16 protein-coding genes are annotated in these 15679 nt (G+C 69.0%); 13 read left to right on the top strand and 3 right to left on the bottom strand.

Features of this window, described 5'->3' with window-relative positions; genetic code table 11:
* Positions 1 to 52: 52 nt before the first annotated feature.
* Positions 53 to 523: a hypothetical protein gene (locus tag K7W41_RS04260; RefSeq protein ID WP_224605059.1), complete on the bottom strand. Its 471-nt coding sequence runs from the start codon at positions 521 to 523 to the stop codon at positions 53 to 55.
* Between the two features lie 197 nt (positions 524 to 720).
* On the opposite strand from K7W41_RS04260, the gene K7W41_RS04255 reads away from it, so the two are divergent.
* The 4 genes from K7W41_RS04255 to K7W41_RS04240 all read left to right on the top strand — a co-directional run bounded on the left by K7W41_RS04255 (position 721) and on the right by K7W41_RS04240 (position 4434).
* Positions 721 to 2292 (top strand): glycoside hydrolase family 10 protein, encoded by a 1572-nt coding sequence (locus K7W41_RS04255; protein ID WP_224605056.1) that lies wholly within the window; start codon positions 721 to 723, stop codon positions 2290 to 2292.
* Positions 2293 to 2350: 58 nt separating this feature from the next.
* The gene (locus K7W41_RS04250) at positions 2351 to 2845 is read left to right on the top strand and encodes a flavin reductase family protein (RefSeq protein WP_224605054.1); all 495 of its coding nucleotides are present in this window, start codon (positions 2351 to 2353) and stop codon (positions 2843 to 2845) included.
* 59 nt (positions 2846 to 2904) lie between these two features.
* The gene (locus K7W41_RS04245) at positions 2905 to 3639 is read left to right on the top strand and encodes a metallophosphoesterase family protein (RefSeq protein WP_224605051.1); all 735 of its coding nucleotides are present in this window, start codon (positions 2905 to 2907) and stop codon (positions 3637 to 3639) included.
* 228 nt (positions 3640 to 3867) lie between these two features.
* Positions 3868 to 4434: a peptidylprolyl isomerase gene (locus K7W41_RS04240; RefSeq protein WP_224605048.1), complete on the top strand. Its 567-nt coding sequence runs from the start codon at positions 3868 to 3870 to the stop codon at positions 4432 to 4434.
* Between the two features lie 134 nt (positions 4435 to 4568).
* On the opposite strand, the gene K7W41_RS04235 is transcribed toward K7W41_RS04240, so the two are convergent.
* Entirely contained in the window at positions 4569 to 5237 is a 669-nt protein-coding gene (locus tag K7W41_RS04235; protein ID WP_224605044.1) for an SRPBCC family protein, read from the bottom strand.
* 150 nt (positions 5238 to 5387) lie between these two features.
* Entirely contained in the window at positions 5388 to 5585 is a 198-nt protein-coding gene (locus K7W41_RS04230) for a hypothetical protein (RefSeq protein ID WP_224605041.1), read from the bottom strand.
* 258 nt (positions 5586 to 5843) lie between these two features.
* Between K7W41_RS04230 and K7W41_RS04225 the strand changes: the two genes are divergently transcribed.
* The 9 genes from K7W41_RS04225 (at position 5844) to K7W41_RS04185 (ending at position 15401) form a co-directional block, all read left to right on the top strand.
* Positions 5844 to 6341 carry a hypothetical protein gene (locus tag K7W41_RS04225; RefSeq protein ID WP_224605038.1) on the top strand — a complete coding sequence of 166 codons (498 nt, stop codon included), beginning with the start codon at positions 5844 to 5846 and terminating at the stop codon, positions 6339 to 6341.
* Between the two features lie 62 nt (positions 6342 to 6403).
* Entirely contained in the window at positions 6404 to 7324 is a 921-nt protein-coding gene (locus tag K7W41_RS04220; RefSeq protein ID WP_224605035.1) for a DMT family transporter, read from the top strand.
* Positions 7321 to 8823 carry an ABC transporter permease subunit gene (locus K7W41_RS04215; protein WP_224605031.1) on the top strand — a complete coding sequence of 501 codons (1503 nt, stop codon included), beginning with the start codon at positions 7321 to 7323 and terminating at the stop codon, positions 8821 to 8823. Before K7W41_RS04220 ends, K7W41_RS04215 begins: the two co-directional genes overlap by 4 nt.
* Positions 8824 to 8900: 77 nt before the next feature.
* A complete protein-coding gene (locus K7W41_RS04210) occupies positions 8901 to 9311 on the top strand; it encodes an NUDIX domain-containing protein (protein WP_224605028.1) in 411 nt (136 codons plus the stop codon).
* On the top strand, positions 9308 to 10036 hold the full coding sequence (gene tmpR / locus K7W41_RS04205) for a bifunctional dihydropteridine reductase/dihydrofolate reductase TmpR (protein ID WP_224605025.1): 729 nt from the start codon (positions 9308 to 9310) through the stop codon (positions 10034 to 10036). Before K7W41_RS04210 ends, tmpR begins: the two co-directional genes overlap by 4 nt.
* Before the next feature lie 885 nt (positions 10037 to 10921).
* On the top strand, positions 10922 to 12463 hold the full coding sequence (locus K7W41_RS04200; RefSeq protein ID WP_224605023.1) for a S8 family peptidase: 1542 nt from the start codon (positions 10922 to 10924) through the stop codon (positions 12461 to 12463).
* An 81-nt stretch (positions 12464 to 12544) separates the two neighbouring features.
* Entirely contained in the window at positions 12545 to 13708 is a 1164-nt protein-coding gene (locus K7W41_RS04195; RefSeq protein ID WP_380056059.1) for a trypsin-like serine protease, read from the top strand.
* A 94-nt stretch (positions 13709 to 13802) separates the two neighbouring features.
* On the top strand, positions 13803 to 14657 hold the full coding sequence (locus K7W41_RS04190) for a serine protease (protein WP_224605022.1): 855 nt from the start codon (positions 13803 to 13805) through the stop codon (positions 14655 to 14657).
* Positions 14658 to 14768: 111 nt separating this feature from the next.
* A complete protein-coding gene (locus tag K7W41_RS04185) occupies positions 14769 to 15401 on the top strand; it encodes a DNA-3-methyladenine glycosylase family protein (RefSeq protein ID WP_224605021.1) in 633 nt (210 codons plus the stop codon).
* The last annotated feature ends 278 nt before the right edge of the window (positions 15402 to 15679 follow it).

The raw sequence follows: 15679 nt of genomic DNA, 5'->3' as shown, positions 1-15679 counted from the left end.
CAAGAGAAGAGGCCCGCTGCCTTCGCGCGGGCCTCTGTCATTCAAACGGGGTTCAGATGTCGGCGCACAGGGGCACGACGGCCAGGGCATTCGCCTCGTGCACGTTGATGTACGCGGCCGAGGAGAGGGTGCTGGTGGCCTGCAGGCCCTTCAGGGTCAGCGTGCCGGTGCCGCTGGCAGTCATGGCCATGCCGATCATCTGGGGCTCGCCCACGATGGGGCCGTTGGAGGCGCAGTCGTTCGTGCCAGCGGGGGCCGCTGCGCCCCGCGCGTGGTAGTGGGCCACGTAGCTCACGCCAGGCTTCAGGCCAGTCATGGTCAGCACCGTGCGGCGGTCGCCCCCGGTGATGTCCACGTAGTCCACCGTGCCGGCAGCGGCGGTGTAGCCAGAGCCGGCGGTGGTGTTCAGCTGCGGCGTGAAGTTCGCCTTGCGGGTGGTGCCCGTCACATCGGGGGCGCGGTTCATGTTGCACGAAGCCAGGGCAACGGCGCCCACCAGGGCCAGCATCATCTGTCTCTTCATGGAAAGACCTCCTTGAAACGGTGAAGTGCAGCCGCAGCCTAACATCCGGTCAGCCGCAAAAAAGCCCCAGTTCCGCTTGCCCATTTCTTCATCTGCGGCACACCGGCGGATGCTCAGGCCTCCCCCTCCCACAAAAGCCAGCGCACGCTCATGAAGGGCACCTGGCCAGGAAATGCTCTAGCCTGCCCGGCACGACCATGGCTCTCTCCCTGCTGCGCCGCGCCGTCTTCGTGTCTCTCGTGCTGGGGGGGGCAGGGGCACAGGCCCCGGCCACGCCCCCGGCGCCTGTGCCGCCCGCTGCGGCGCCCGGGGCCGCCCTTCCCGGCGCGGCGCTGCGCGGCCTGTGGGTGGACGCCTTTGGGCCAGGGCTGCACACCCCGGCCCAGGTGAAACAGACGGTGGAGGACGCCGCTCGCCTGGGTGTGAACACCCTGTTTGTGCAGGCCATCCGCCGCGCCGACTGCCTGTGCCTGAACGCCAGCGTGCCCCCGGTCTCCGACCCGGAACTGGCGCCGGGGTTCGACCCGCTGGCTGCCGTGACGGCCCAGGCGCACGCGCGGGGCATGAAGGTGATCGCCTGGGTCAGCGTGACGGGCGCGGCCAACACCGCCAAGCCCAATACCCGCCCCGGGCATGTGTTCCGCACGCACGGCCCGGCGGCGGGCGCGGCCTCGTGGCTTTCGCGCCGCCCGGACGGCAGCTGGCAGGAGGGCCGCGACGCGTGGCTGGACCCCGCCATCCCGGGCGCCGCCGACCACATGGCCCAGGCGGTGCTGAGTCTGGTGCGCCGCTACCCGGTGGACGGCGTGCAACTGGACCGCATCCGCTATCCCGACGGCGGCGCCTGGGGCTACGACCCCAAGACGCTGGCCCGCTACCGCGCCGAAACCGGCCGCCCCGGCACACCGGCCCCCAGCGACCCGGCGTGGCAGGCCTGGAAACGCCAGCAGGTGTCCTTTCTGGTGCGGCGCATTGCCCTGGAAGCCAAGGCCCTGAACCCAGAACTCTGGATCAGCGCGGCCACCATCACCTACCAGACACCGCCGGCCGACCTCGCCGCGTTTCAGACCACGCGCACCTACGCCGACGTGCTGCAGGACTGGCCCGGCTGGATGCGCGCGGGGTGGCTGGACCTGAACGTGCTGATGAACTACAAGCGCGACCCCCTACCCGAGCAGGCCGGCTGGTTTGACGGCTGGAACGCCTTTGCGCGCCGGGTGGCGGTGCGCTCGGACGGCGCCCCGGTGGCGGTGGCCGCTGGCACCGCGATGTACCTGAATTCGCCCGCTGTCACCGCCGCGCAGGCCACGCGCGCCCTGAACGCCGGGCTGGGCTGGGTGGGTTACTCGTACCGCACGCCCACGCTGGATGTGTACGGCGAGCGCCAGAGCGCCGCCCAGGGCCTGCGGGCGGTGCGCGAGGTGCTGCGCGCCCCGGGCGGGGCCCTAGCCGCCCCCGGGCCCTGGACCGAGGCCGCGCCAGTGGCCCGGGGACTGCTGGGCCGCATTACGGGTCTGACGGTGCCCGGCGGCCAGCGCGTGCAGGCGTGGCAGGGCGGCGCGCTGGTGGCCGAAGCCGACACCGATGCCAATGGGTATTACGGCTTTGCGGCCCTGCCCCCCGGCCCCACTGAGGTGCGCGTGGGCGGCCAGCGCTGGACCGAGACGGTGCCCGCCAAAGGGGTGGTGCGCCTGCCGGACCTGCTGCTGCGCGACCTGAAGGCGGTGCCGGCGGCGCCGGTCCCGGCTCTTCCCCCCGCACGGCCATAGGAGCTGGCGTCTGCCAGAACGGAACGGCCCGCCCCGCCCCAGCCGCTACACTCGCCGCATGACTGAACCGCAGTCCATGACCGGTGGCCTTTCGCCCCTGGAGTTCCGGCAGACGCTGGGCCGCTTTGCCAGCGGCGTGACCATCATCACGGCGGCCGACGGCCAGGAGCGCCGAGGCATGACCGCCAGCGCCTTTGTGTCGGTCAGCCTGCAGCCGCCCCTGATTCTGGTCAGCGTGGACAACCGCGCCCAGATGCACGCGCTGCTCTCGCGCCCGGAGGTCACGCACTTTGGGGTCAGTGTGCTCTCGGCAGCGCAGCGCCACCTCAGCGACCACTTTGCCGGGCGTCCGGGCCCCGAGGAACTGGTGCCCTGGTTCGAGCACGAGGGCCTGCCCCTGATTGGCGGCGCGGTGGCGCAGCTGGTGTGCCGCAAGCACGAGGTGATCCCGGCCGGCGACCACACCCTCTACCTGGGCTTCGTGGACTACAGCCGCTACACCGACGACGACCCCCTGGTGTACTTCCGGGGCCAGTACCACGAGCTGGGTTAAGGGAAGGCGCCTCACAATCTGACCGGGCGTTCGGCGGGGGCTGGGCTAGACTCGGGTGCATGATTCGCCTCGCCATCCTTGCGGACCTGCACGCCAATCTGGCGGCCACGCTCGCAGTTCACGCAGACCTTCAGCGGCGCGGCCTCACGGACATCTGGGTGCTGGGCGATCTGGTGGGCAAGGGCCCGCGCCCGCGTGAGGTGGTGGACTGGACCCAGGCCCACGCCACGCGCGTGATTCAGGGCAACTGGGACGCCCGGGTGGCCGGCGCCACCCACCGCCCCCAGGACCTGTGGCCGCGCAGCAAACTCAGCCCCGCTGCCCTGGGTTACCTCTCGGCACTGCCCTACGGCATAGAGGAGCAGTTTGGCGGCGCGTGGTGGCGCTTTGTGCACGCCAGCAGCCGGGGCCTGTTTCACCGCCTGTACCCGCACAGCAGCCTGCACGATCAGCTGGAAGCCTTTGCACCAAATGCGCAGTTTGGCCTGAAGGAGCACGCCGACGCCCTGGTCTACGCCGACATGCACGAGGCCCTGATGCTGGATGTGGAGGGCCGGCCCCTGATCAACTGCGGCAGCGTGGGCAATCCCCTGGATTCCACGCTGCCCTGCTATCTGGTGCTGGAATTTGATCCCCACGGCCCGGCCCACAGCGCCACCTACGTCCGCCTGACCTACGACCGCGACGAGGAAATCGCGGCGGCCGAGGCCAGCGACATGCCCTTTATCCGCGAGTACATTGCCGAGTTGCTGACGGGGGCGTACCAGAAGCGGCGGGCGCGGACAGGGGAGTAAGGGGGTGTAGGGCGTGGGTTGTGGGGTGTAGGAAAAGAGGAAGAAGGGGCCTGGAACGCCACCACGCCACTTGACACCTTGTGATGAGATGTGAGGAGGCTGTTCACAGCCCACAGCCCACAGCCCACAGCCCACAGCCCACAGCCCACAGCCCACAGCCCACAGCCCACAGCCCACAGCCCACAGCCCACAGCCCACAGCCCACAGCCCTCCTTTACAATGCCCCGCATGACCGACACCTATCAGGCCGACGGCTTTGCCCCCACCCCCGAGCTGGCCGCCGAGCGCCAGACGCGCTTTTCGCAGGCCCCCGAACTGGGCCAGGGCATTGAGCCCGGCAAGCAGTACCGCGCCATTCTGGAGACCAGCAAGGGCCGCATTGTGGTCGAGCTGTACCCCGACGACGCCCCGGTGACCGTCAACTCGTTTGCCTACCTGCTGCGTCACCACTACTACGACGGCATCAAGTTCCACCGCGTTATTGACGGCTTCATGGCCCAGGCGGGCGACCCCACCGGCACCGGCGCGGGCGGCCCTGGCTACGACTTCGAAGACGAGCCCAACGGCCACCGCCACCGGGGCAAGGGCATCCTGAGCATGGCCAACCGGGGCCCCAACACCAACGGCAGCCAGTTCTTTATCACCTTCGTGGACACCCCCCACCTGGACGGCCGCCACACCATCTTCGGCAAGGTCGTGGACGGCCTGGACGTGCTGGACCGCCTGACCCGCATTCAGCCCGGCATGGGCGGCACCCCGGATGTGATTGAAAAGGCGTACCTGGTCGAGAAGTAAGTTGATGGTGGATGGAAGAAGGTTGATGGTCGAGCGCCATCAGCCTTCTTTCTTTTTCTCGCCGCTGTGACCGCAAAACAGTGATGGCCGGAGCAACCTCCGACCATCAACCATTCCCCTTCAACCATCAACCCTTAGTTCTTGCTTCCACCTTCAAAGGCTGCCTTGAACTTCTGCAGGTCCTCGGCGATCTGCTGGCTGGGCTCTTCGCCAAACAGCTTGGCCACGGCGGCGCCCAGGGGGCCGGCGGGCGGGCGGTAGGACAGGGCCACATGCACGCGGGTGCCGCCGCCGGGCAGCTCTTCAAACTGCACGCTGCCGGCGTTGTCCACGGTGGCGCCGGGGAGCGAGTGCCAGCCGATGCGCTGGCCGGGTTTGTCGTTCACGATCTCGGCTTCCCATTCCACATGGGTGCCCAGGGGGGCTTTGGCAACCCAGCGGCTGCGCTTCTCGTCGAGGGTGGTCACGCTTTCCAGGTGGCTCATGACCTGGGGCAGGTTTTCCAGCTTGCGCCAGTAGTCGTACACCTGCTGGGCGGGGCGGTCAATGACCACGCTGTGCTCCACGAAAATGGGCTTGGCGGCCGTGGCGCTGCCACTCAGGCCGGCGGCGGCCATCACGGGGTCGTTACCGGTGGCGGCGCGGTAGGCAAGGTACCCGCCCACGGCGGCCATGCCCAGGCCCAGGATGCCGCGCTTGCGCAGGCCCATCAGAAGCAGGGCGCCGCCTGCTGCCCCGCTGATCATGCGGCCCTGATCCATGCCTGCCATTCCCGTGCTGCTACTGCTGCTGCTGTTCGTCATGATTCCCTCCGTGCGGGCAGTGTATGAGGTGCCTTGGGTGGCGCGCGTGAAGCGAGCCCCAACGAAGATTAAGGGCTCTGGGCCACTTGCGGGGCCCAGCATGCCGTGAAGGCAGGCGGACGGTGCCTGCAGGGGGGGGCCGCCCTGCGCTTACCCCGACTCGGCCTCGCGGGTGTCGCCGCTGCGGCGCTGCTCGATCTCCTGCGTAGCCGCCTGATCGCTGGCGGTGGCCGGGCCGCCCTGCAGGGCCGGGTCCAGGTTGGTGTTGGCGCCGTGGGTGCTGTGGTCGTTGCCGGTGTGGTTCGCCATGGTTTCGGGGGTGCTGGTCTGCGGGCGGCGCTCGTCCATAAGGGGCCCTCCTGGGGGTGTGGCCTCCATCGTGGGTGGTGCCCACGCCGGGCAGGTGTGCGGGGGATCAGGGTGTCCTTATGCGGCGCGGTGCCGGCCAGGAGCGGCGCTCCCTCCTGCCCCCCAAAAACCTGGCGCCGCTCCAGACAAGGGCCACCGCAGCCCCGGCAAATACCAAAACATCTGAACATATATGCAACTATCATGATGTATGACCTGTTTGCTGCCGCCCACCCTCGTCCTCCTTCAGGACTGCACATGAGCACCCGCACCGTGCAGCGGTCCACCGTCCTGCCCGTTTCGGCCGAGCTGGCCTGGGGGGCGGTCAAGCAGATTGAAACCTTCGCCTACGTGGCCCGGGGCACGAACGGCTACCGGGGCCTGGACACGCTGCCGTCTCCGCTGCGGCCCGGCGCAGCGGCGGCCCTGCGACTGGTGCTGCTGAATATTCTTCCCGCCTGGACGCACCACCTGCGCATCGAAGGGGTGGATGACCGGGCCCGGGCCCTGCAGAGCCGGGAGGGGGGCGGGCCGATCCGGCGCTGGGATCACCTGATTCAGGTGGAGCCGCTGGGGCCCGATCAGTGCCGTTACACCGACCGTGTGGAGATCGAGGCGGGCCCGCTTACCCCGCTGATCTGGGCGTATGCCGGGCTGTTTTACCGTTACCGGCAGTGGCGCTGGCAGCGACTGGCCCGCCGACTGGCCGCCGGACAGGGCGTGCCCCCACTGCGCCGGGTGACCCACCCCCGTTAAACGCGGCTCTGCACAGCCTACTGGGCGCCACTGGGCCGCGCCCGCTCTATGCTGGCGGGCGTATGCGCGCGCCTGTGCCCGGCCAACTGGACGCCCTGTCTCTGGGGGCCATTCTGGTCACCATCGTGTTCTGGGCCTCGGCCTTTGCGGGGATTCGCGCGGGGCTGGAGGCCTTTTCGCCTGGGCACGTCACGCTGTACCGCTTTCTGGTCGCCAGCGCCGCGCTGGGCCTGTACGCCGTGGCCGCCCGCATTCCGCTGCCGCCGCTGGGGGACCTGGGGCGCATTGCGCTGCTCAGCTTTTCAGGCATCACGCTGTACCACATCTGCCTGAATTACGGCGAGGTCAGCGTGCCCGCCGGCACCGCCAGTCTGATCATCGCGGCGGGGCCGGTGATCACGGCGCTGCTGGCCACGCGCTTTATGGGTGAGCGCCTGAACCTGCTGGGCTGGCTGGGCACCCTGATCAGTCTGGGCGGCGTGGCGCTGATCGTGCTGGGCAGCGGCCAGAGCCTGCACTTTACCCAGGGCGCGCTGCTGATTCTGGCGGCGGCGCTGTTTACCAGCCTGTACTTCGTGTTTCAGAAACCGCTGCTCGCGCGCATGAACCCGCTGCACTTCACGGTGTGGTCGCTGATCCTGGGGACCGTGCCCATGCTGGTGTTCCTGCCGGGCTTCGGCACGGCGCTGGCCCAGGCGCCGCTTGGGGCCCACCTTGCGCTCGTGTATATCGGGCTGTTTCCGGCGGCGCTGGCGTACCTCACCTGGACCTTTGCCCTGGCCCGCGTGGGGGCCGGCACCACCACCTCGTTTCTGTATGTTTCGCCAGTCTTCGCCGTGCTGATCGCGTGGCTGTGGCTGCGCGAGGTGCCCACCGCCGTGACCCTGCTGGGCGGCGCCATTGCCGTGGCGGGCGTGGTGCTGGTAAACACCCGGGGCCGCCCCGCCGCCGCGCCAACGCCCCCGGCCGAGGCCCAGGCATGACCTCCGCCCCGCCGCCCACCCAGGCCCAGGCGGCAGCCCCGGCCCCGCTGGCGGTGCAGGACATCGCCGTGCGCCTGGGCGGCGAACTCATTCTGGACGGCGTCACGCTGGACGTGCAGCGCGGCGAGTTCCTGGCCCTCATTGGCCCGTCGGGCGGGGGCAAGAGCACGCTGCTGCGGGTGCTGGCGGGCCTACTGAAGCCCGAACGGGGCACCGTTCACATCGCCACGCCGCCTGCCCTGGTGTTTCAGGACTACCGCCTGCTGCCCTGGCGCACCGCGCTGCGCAACGTCCAGCTGCCCGCCGACCTGGGCACGGGCGGCGGCCTGGCCCCCGGCGAGGCGCTGAAGATGGTGGGCATGGAGGCGTACGGGCCCTACTTCCCAGCGCAGCTGTCGGGCGGCATGCGCGCGCGGGTGGCGCTGGCCCGCGCCCTGGCCCAGAGCGGCGACGTGCTGCTGCTGGACGAACCCTTCGCGGCCCTGGACGCCCTGGTGCGTGAGCGCTTCAACGCCGAGCTGCGCCATCTGCACGAGAAAACGGGGCGCACCACGGTGCTGGTCACCCATTCCATCCGCGAAGCGGTGTGGCTGGCCGACCGCGTGGCAGTGCTGCGCGGCGGGCGGATCGTGGAACTGCTGGACACGCGCGGCGAGGGCCGGGTCAGCGCCTACACCGATGGCCTGGAAGCCCACCTGCGCGCCGTGCTGGGCACCGGCGACAGCACCCGATTGCGCCTGGACAGCGTGCGGGCGCGCAGCCGTGCCTGGGTGCTGCCGGTGGCGGCGGTGGCGCTGGCCCTGGCGCTGTGGGCCTGGGGGGCGCACGCCCTGAACCAACCCTTTCTGCTGCCCACCCCCGGCGCGGTGTGGCAGGAAGCGGTCCGCACCGCCCCCGCGCTGGCCGCCGCCTTCTGGGTCACGGTGCGCACGGCGCTGCTGGGCACGCTGCTGGGCGCGCTGGCCGGGGTGCTGATCGGCTATCCGCTGGCTAAGTGGCGGGCGCTGGAACGCTTTCTCAGCCCGTTCCTGGTGGCCTCGCAGAGCACGCCCATCGTGGTGCTGGCGCCGCTGCTGGTGTCGTGGCTGGGCTTTGGCTTTGTGCCCGCGCTGGTGGTTTCGGCGCTCAGCGCGCTCTACCCCATTCTGGTGGCCACGCTGGTGGGTGTGCGCGAACTGGAAGCCACCTACCACGAACTGTTCAGCTCGCTGCGCGCCACGCGCTGGCAGCGCCTGACCCGCCTAGAACTGCCCGGCGCCCTGCCCGTGCTGCTGGGCGGCCTGCGGCTGGCGGCCAGCCTCGCCCTGATTGGCGCGGTGGTGTGGGAATTTGTGGACCCCAACCAGAAGGGCCTGGGGCTGGCCGTGCAGGTGGCGGGGGTGTACCAGAACAAGGCCGGGCAGTTTGCCGCCATTGGCCTGCTCATCGGCTACGGGGTGCTGGTGTACCTGCTGATCACCGGGCTGGAGCGCCGGGTGATGCGCCGCCGGGGCCGCTAGCCACGCCCCCAAAGGGCCAGGAACTCTATAAGCGTTCATCCGCTTGGCGCCCCGGGCGGCCCTGTACTCTGGCCCGCATGGAACGACCGCTGGTGTGCGTGGGGGCGCTGGTCTGGGGCCCAGGGGGCCGGGTGCTGCTGGTGCGCACCACCAAATGGCGGGGGCTGTGGGGCGTGCCGGGCGGCAAGGTGGAGTGGGGCGAGAGCCTGGAGGCGGCCGTGCGCCGCGAACTGGCCGAAGAGGTGGGCCTGACCCTGCGCGACGTGCGCTATGCCCAGACCCAGGAAGCGGTCCTGAGCCCCGAATTCCACAAGCCCGCCCACATGCTGCTGGTGGACTTTTTTGCCGCCACCGACCAGCAGACCGTGACCCCCAATGAGGAAATTGCCGAGTGGGCCTGGGTGCCCCTGGCGCAGGCCCCTGCCTACCCGCTGAACACCGTGACCCGCACCCTGGTGGCCCTGGCCGCCCAGGAGGCGCGGGCATGAGGCCAGGACGCGGCACGGCCCTGGTGACCGGCGCGGCGCGCGGCATTGGGCGGGCGCTGGCGGTGGCTCTGGCCGAAGAAGGCTTTGACATCGCGGTCCACTACCACCGCAGCGTGGCCGACGCCCACGAGACCGCGGCCCTGTGCCGCGCCCGGGGCGTGGAGGCCCTGCCCCTGAGCGCCGATGTCACGGTGCCCGCCCAGGCCCGCGCGCTGGTCCGCGAGGCGCACCGGGCCTTTTCCAGCGGCAGCGGCTTGGCTGTGCTGGTGAACAACGTGGGCAACTACGTCCACCGCCCGCTGCTGGACACCACCGATGAGCAGTGGGCCGACATGCTGGGCAGCAACCTCACCGCCACCTTTGCCACCTGCCAGGAGGCCGCGCCGCTGCTGCGCGCCCGGGGCTGGGGCCGCATCGTGAACCTGGGGTATGCGGGGGCCGCGCAACTTATAGCCCGGCCCGGCATCGTGCCGTATGCCATTGCCAAAGCGGGGGTGCTGCAGCTGTCGCGCTCGCTGGGGCAGGTGCTGGCGGGCAGCGGGGTCAGCGTGAACGTGGTGAGCCCCGGCGTCATTGAAACCAGCCTCAGCCAACCGGTGGCGCAGATTCCCGCCGGGCGCGTGGGCACCGTGCAGGAGGTGGTGGACGCCGCGCTGTATTTCGTGCGCGCCAGCGATTATCTGACCGGCCAGGAGCTGGAAGTGGCGGGCGGCTGGAATTTATAAGACGACTTCCGAAAAATGCCGTACGACGGAGCGTGTTGAACGGATACGAACGCCCGTTGGAAAAACCCACAACCCAGAACAGAGCCAGAGGGCCAACGCTGCGCCCGGAAGCCCGCTTGTTCCCCTTCTCCTCCGGGCGGGTGGAAGGGTGTCCAGAAACGATTCAATCGGAGTCGCCCTGACTGGGCGCCGCACAGAGAGAAGAAAAAGATACGGATGTCTGGGCCGTGAACCCGGCAGGCGCCGCAGGAGACGACCATCCAGCTCTTTTCTGGGTGACCCGGAAGTGGACGGCCACCCGTCTGACACACACTGTCCACCCCCAGCAGACTGGAGGCATGCAGAGGACGGGCGCCAAGGGTCCGTTTGCCTTCCGATGACGGACTGAACAGCAATCGTCCAGAAGGCCCCACAGCGCCCTCGCCACCTGGGTCTCACGCGGGCCAAGTGCTCATGGAGCTGCAGGACACCTGTCCCCGTTCTCAGGCCAGTGCCATGAAGAACCTCACTTTCTGAGGAACTGAGAAGCTTGAGCTCTCAAATGCCAATAAGAAAGTTCAGGTGCTTTGCAGCAGACAGGCAGCTAGACATCCTACAAGATGAAAATAATGAGAAGCGCCTCATGTGTAGAAGGCGTAAATCTTACTGTCTCCTTATTCGGGACAGTAAATTTTGCGTTCGACACGGGCTTGAGACTGCTATTTTGAACCCAGAGTGTACAAATGTCCTGTCAGGATTTTGTCATTCATCTACTGGCGCCCTGGGCTGCGTATCATCTTCGAAGTTCCCAAATTTACTTGACAGAAGCGCCCGGCCGTGTCAAACGGCTCAGCCGGACTGTGCTGCTTCCTTGTCCAGGCCGTGGAACAGCCCAGGAGGTTTCCCATGAATGCACGTCTTGCTTCCTCTGCCCTTGGTACCCTCGCCCTGACCATGCTGCTCGCCGCCTGCGGCAGCCAGACCAGCACCCCCCAGGCCAGCGAGACGGCCCGCACCCGGACCCTGGCCCCCCTCCTGGGCACCAGCAACCCCGAAGCCATTCCTGGGCAGTACATCGTGGTGTTCAGCGACGGCGCCCCCAGCAACCTGACCGCCCAGAGCGCCAGCGGCCTGATCCAGAGCCTGAAGCTCGACCCCCAGGGCGTGAGCATTCAGCACATCTACGGCGCCGCCCTGAACGGCTTTGCCGCCAAGCTGAGCGCCCAGAACCTGCAGGCCCTGCGCCAGGACCCCCGCGTCAAGTACATTGAGCAAGACGGCGTGATGCGCGCCACCGCCACGCAGACGGGCGCCACCTGGGGCCTGGACCGCATTGATCAGCGCAACCTGCCCCTGGACGGCAACTACGTCTACAACACCACGGCCAGCAACGTCACGGCCTACATTATTGACACCGGCATCCGCACCACGCACGCCGAGTTCGGTGGGCGCGCCGTGTGGGGCACCAACCAGTCCGGCGACGGCAACAACACCGACTGCAACGGGCATGGCACGCACGTGGCGGGTACCGTGGGCGGCAGCACCTACGGCGTGGCCAAGGGCGTGAAACTGGTGGCTGTGAAGGTGCTCAACTGCCAGGGCTCGGGCAGCAACTCCGGCGTGATTGCCGGCATCAACTGGGCGGCCAACAACCGCACGGGCCCGGCCGTGGCGAACATGAGCCTGGGCGGCGGCGCCAGCCAGGCCACCGATGACGCCGTGACCGGCGCCGTGAACAAGGGCCTGGTCATGGCCGTGGCGGCGGGCAACGAGAACCAAGACGCCTGCAATGTCAGCCCGGCCCGCGCCGCCGCCGCCATCACGGTGGGCAGCACCACGAACACCGACGCCCGCAGCAGCTTCTCGAACTACGGCACCTGCGTGGATATTTTTGCGCCCGGCAGCAACATCACCAGCAGCTGGAACACCGGCGACACCGCCACGAACACCATCTCCGGCACCTCGATGGCCACCCCCCACGTGGCCGGCGGCGCCGCGCTGATTCTGGCCAACAACCCGGGCTACACCCCCGCCCAGGTGGCCAGCGCGATGGTCAACAACGCCACCACCGGCAAGGTGACGGGCGCCGGCACCGGCAGCCCCAACCGCCTGCTGTTCACCGGCAGCGGCGGCACGACGCCCACCCCGACCCCCGGCCAGACGACCTACACGGGCAGCGTGACGCAGGGGGCCAGCAGCTACAAGCCCGGCACGAGCGGCTTCTCGTACGCGGGCGGCACCCTCAAGGGCAACCTGACTGGCCCTTCCGGCACCGACTTTGACCTCTACCTGCAGCGCTACAACGGCACCTCCTGGGTGGATGTCGCCGCCAGCGAAGGGGCCACGAGCACCGAGGCCATCACCTTTACGGCCAGCAGCGGCACCTACCGCTGGGAGGTCTACGGGTACTCCGGCTCTGGCTCCTACACCCTCGTCGAAACCAAGTAAGTCTGATCTCTGACCGCCGCCCGGCCCCGCCGGGGCGGCGGGTCTTCTTGACCCCCACCTTTGTGACAAGGAGTGCCCCCCATGACCCGAACCCGGACCCTGCTGTGCTTTCCCCTGCTGACCGCCGCCCTGCTCTCGGCCTGCGGCACCACCCAGCCCGCGCCCCAGGCGCAAGCGGCCAGCCCAGCGCGCGGCGAAAAGAGCGCGGCCCTGGCCCCCATGATCGTGGGCGGCACGATCAGCGCCCGTGGCGCGCGGCCCTACCAGGTCGCCATGACCGACACCACGGGCTTTCAGTACTGCGGCGGCACCCTGCTCAGCTCCACCTGGGTCCTGACGGCCGCGCACTGCGTCAAGGGCACGGCGGCGTCCAGCATCCGCATTCGCGCCGGGGTGAATAAGCTCAGCGACAGCACCCAGGGCCAGACCGTGGGCGTGAGCACCGTGACCGTGCACCCCAGCTACCGGGGCGCCAGCAGCGGCTACGACATCGCGCTGCTCAAACTCAGCACGGCGGTGAATACCCCCTACGCCTCGCCCGCCAAGCTGCCCAGCAACGCTGTGGAAGCGGTGCTGGACGTGAAGGGCAAGTTCGCCGTGGTGAGCGGCTGGGGCCTGACCCAGGGCAACAACAATGCCAGCGCCAGCGACGACCTGCGCGAAGTCAGCATTCCCATCACGCCCAACCCCGGCACCTGCGGCGGCAGCGGCGTGCCCGGCAACACCATCTGCGGCGAGGTCTACCAGGGCAAGGACTCCTGCAACGGCGACAGCGGCGGCCCCCTGGCCCAGAGCTACAACGGCAGCTTCTACGTGCTGGGCATCGTGTCCTATGGCCCCAGCGCCTGCACCGGCAGCGGCGTGTACACCCGCGTGAACGGCTACCTGAGCTGGATTGCGCAGGTCAGCGGCCTGACCCCCGATGGCGGCACGACGCCCACCCCGACCCCCGGTCAGACGACGTACACGGGCAGCGTGTCCCAGGGCGCGGCCAGCTACAAGCCCGGCACGGCTGGCTTCTCGTATGCGGGCGGCACCCTCAAGGGCAACCTGACTGGCCCCTCCGGCACCGACTTTGACCTCTACCTGCAGCGTTACAACGGCACCTCGTGGGTGGATGTGGCCGCCAGCGAAGGCGGAACGAGCACCGAAGCCATTACCTTTGCGGCCAGCAGCGGCACCTACCGCTGGGAGGTCTACGGGTACGCCGGCTCTGGCTCCTACACCCTCGTCGAAACCAAGTAACGCGCCGGTCCGGGCGCTGGCTTCTAGGTAGAGCCGGCGCCCGGTGGCACTCCGCCCCGCGTCCCTCCGCCCTCTCCCTGCCTCCGAGGTCTGTATGTTCAAACCCCTGCACGCGGTGTTGTCTGCTCTTGGCCTGCTCGCCCTGTCTGCTTGCTCGCCCCAGGCCACCCCAGACGTGACGGCCGCCGCTCTGCCCCAGGAAACGGTCACGGTCACGGGCACCGAAAAGGCCTTCAGTGACGAGCTGAGCAGCCAGATCGTGTACGGCGTGGTGACCAACGTGACCAACCGTCCCTATCAGGTGAGTGTGACCCCCAGCAACTACATGAGCGGCTGGTGCGGCGGCACCCTGATCAGCTCCACCTGGGTGCTGACGGCGGCGCACTGCGTGGACGGCTACAGCGCCTCGCAGATGCGGGTGCGCGCCGGGATCAATGACCTGACCACCAGCACCGGGCAGCTGCGCACGGCCGCGCAGATCGTCATGCACCCCAGCTACAACCGCAGCACCAACGCCAACGACATTGCCCTGATTCGCGTGTCTGCCTTTACCCTGGGCAGCACCGTGCAGCCCGCTGCGCTGCCGGGCAACGCCGCCGAAAGCGTGCTGGACGTCAGCGGCAAGTTCGCCACCGTGAGCGGCTGGGGCAAGACCGAAACCGGGTCTTCCAGCCCGCGCGCCCTGCGCGAAGTGAGCATTCCGATCACCCCCACGGGCAGCGACTGCGGCAGCCGCCCGGCCAACACCATCTGCGGCAAGTACTACCAGGGCAAGGATTCCTGCAACGGTGACAGCGGTGGCCCGCTAGCCGCCAGCTACAACGGCAAGTTCTACGTGCTGGGCGCCGTGTCCTACGGTCCGGCGGAGTGCCGTGGCTACGGGGTCTACACCCGCGTGAACGGCTTTATCAACTGGATTTACAACACCACCGGCATCAGCGCGCAGTAAGCGCCGTTCAGACGGTTTCTGCACAGTGAAGCGCCCGGCCCCCTCGGCCGGGCGCTTCGCTTTGTGCTGGGTGGCCAGTCCAGGGGCGGCCTGCACCAGAGAATGGGCCGCATGTCTGTGCTGCCCCCTGTCTCAGCTCCACTGCTTACCCACACAGGCGCGGTGGTTCATCTCTCGCGCGACCCGGTCATGGCAGCCGTGATCGCGCGGGTGGGCGACCTGCCCGTGCTCTCCCCCACCCCCGACCCCTTTGCCACCCTGGTGCGCAACGTGACCGGCCAGCAGCTGAGCGTGAAAGCGGCGGCCACCATCTACGCCCGCCTAGAAACCCTGCTGGGCGGGCTCACGCCCGAGACGCTGCTGGCCGCGAGTCCAGACGACCTGCGCGGCGCAGGACTGTCCTGGGCGAAGGTGCGCACGGTGCAGGCCATTGCCCAGGCGGCCCGGGGCGGCGCCGTGGATTTTGAGCACCTGGGCACGCAGGATGACGAGGCGGTGATCGCCGCCCTGCTGCCGCTGCCCGGCATTGGCCGCTGGACCGGCGAGATGTTTCTGATGTTCGGCCTGGCGCGCCCGGATGTGTTCAGCATGGGCGACCTCGCGCTGCGCCAGGGGCTGGCGCGGCTGTACCCGGACCAGCCCGCCGCCGAGGTGCTGGCCAGCTGGCAGCCCTACCGCACCCTGGCCGCGCGCTACCTCTGGGCCGAAAGTGCCCTGAACCGGGGCGGCGGCGCGCCTGTCTGAGCCGAACGGCCGTTCATGGTTCAGAGGCAGGACTGGATGGTTCCCACCTTCGGCACCCCTCACACGGGATGCACATGACCTGCAGCTCTCGTGCTCGCTCTCTGTGTGCCCCTCTCCTCTGGTGGGAGAGGGAGGGAGGAGCAAAGCGACGGAAGGGTGAGGGGGCCACCGCGCGGCTCGGCCTGGAGTGGCCTCCATGCAGTCCCGGATCAGGTCTCCTTCCCGGAGGTCTGCCCCTGTTCCTTAACGCTGCGGCGCAGCCGTGGGCGTTCCTCTGG

The organism is Deinococcus multiflagellatus (assembly GCF_020166415.1).
GTDB lineage: Bacteria > Deinococcota > Deinococci > Deinococcales > Deinococcaceae > Deinococcus > Deinococcus multiflagellatus.
Note: the sequence above shows the minus strand (reverse complement) of the source record. Positions and strands in the feature narration are given on the sequence as shown.

Excerpts from the sequence above, each read along its gene's own strand:
- K7W41_RS04260 (WP_224605059.1), bottom strand. The coding sequence starts at position 523 with ATGAAGAGACAGATGATGCTGGCCCTGGTGGGCGCCGTTGCCCTGGCT.
- K7W41_RS04255 (WP_224605056.1), top strand. The coding sequence starts at position 721 with ATGGCTCTCTCCCTGCTGCGCCGCGCCGTCTTCGTGTCTCTCGTGCTG.
- K7W41_RS04250 (WP_224605054.1), top strand. The coding sequence starts at position 2,351 with ATGACTGAACCGCAGTCCATGACCGGTGGCCTTTCGCCCCTGGAGTTC.
- K7W41_RS04245 (WP_224605051.1), top strand. The coding sequence starts at position 2,905 with ATGATTCGCCTCGCCATCCTTGCGGACCTGCACGCCAATCTGGCGGCC.
- K7W41_RS04240 (WP_224605048.1), top strand. The coding sequence starts at position 3,868 with ATGACCGACACCTATCAGGCCGACGGCTTTGCCCCCACCCCCGAGCTG.
- K7W41_RS04235 (WP_224605044.1), bottom strand. The coding sequence starts at position 5,237 with ATGACGAACAGCAGCAGCAGTAGCAGCACGGGAATGGCAGGCATGGAT.
- K7W41_RS04230 (WP_224605041.1), bottom strand. The coding sequence starts at position 5,585 with ATGGACGAGCGCCGCCCGCAGACCAGCACCCCCGAAACCATGGCGAAC.
- K7W41_RS04225 (WP_224605038.1), top strand. The coding sequence starts at position 5,844 with ATGAGCACCCGCACCGTGCAGCGGTCCACCGTCCTGCCCGTTTCGGCC.
- K7W41_RS04220 (WP_224605035.1), top strand. The coding sequence starts at position 6,404 with ATGCGCGCGCCTGTGCCCGGCCAACTGGACGCCCTGTCTCTGGGGGCC.
- K7W41_RS04215 (WP_224605031.1), top strand. The coding sequence starts at position 7,321 with ATGACCTCCGCCCCGCCGCCCACCCAGGCCCAGGCGGCAGCCCCGGCC.
- K7W41_RS04210 (WP_224605028.1), top strand. The coding sequence starts at position 8,901 with ATGGAACGACCGCTGGTGTGCGTGGGGGCGCTGGTCTGGGGCCCAGGG.
- tmpR (WP_224605025.1), top strand. The coding sequence starts at position 9,308 with ATGAGGCCAGGACGCGGCACGGCCCTGGTGACCGGCGCGGCGCGCGGC.
- K7W41_RS04200 (WP_224605023.1), top strand. The coding sequence starts at position 10,922 with ATGAATGCACGTCTTGCTTCCTCTGCCCTTGGTACCCTCGCCCTGACC.
- K7W41_RS04195 (WP_380056059.1), top strand. The coding sequence starts at position 12,545 with ATGACCCGAACCCGGACCCTGCTGTGCTTTCCCCTGCTGACCGCCGCC.
- K7W41_RS04190 (WP_224605022.1), top strand. The coding sequence starts at position 13,803 with ATGTTCAAACCCCTGCACGCGGTGTTGTCTGCTCTTGGCCTGCTCGCC.
- K7W41_RS04185 (WP_224605021.1), top strand. The coding sequence starts at position 14,769 with ATGTCTGTGCTGCCCCCTGTCTCAGCTCCACTGCTTACCCACACAGGC.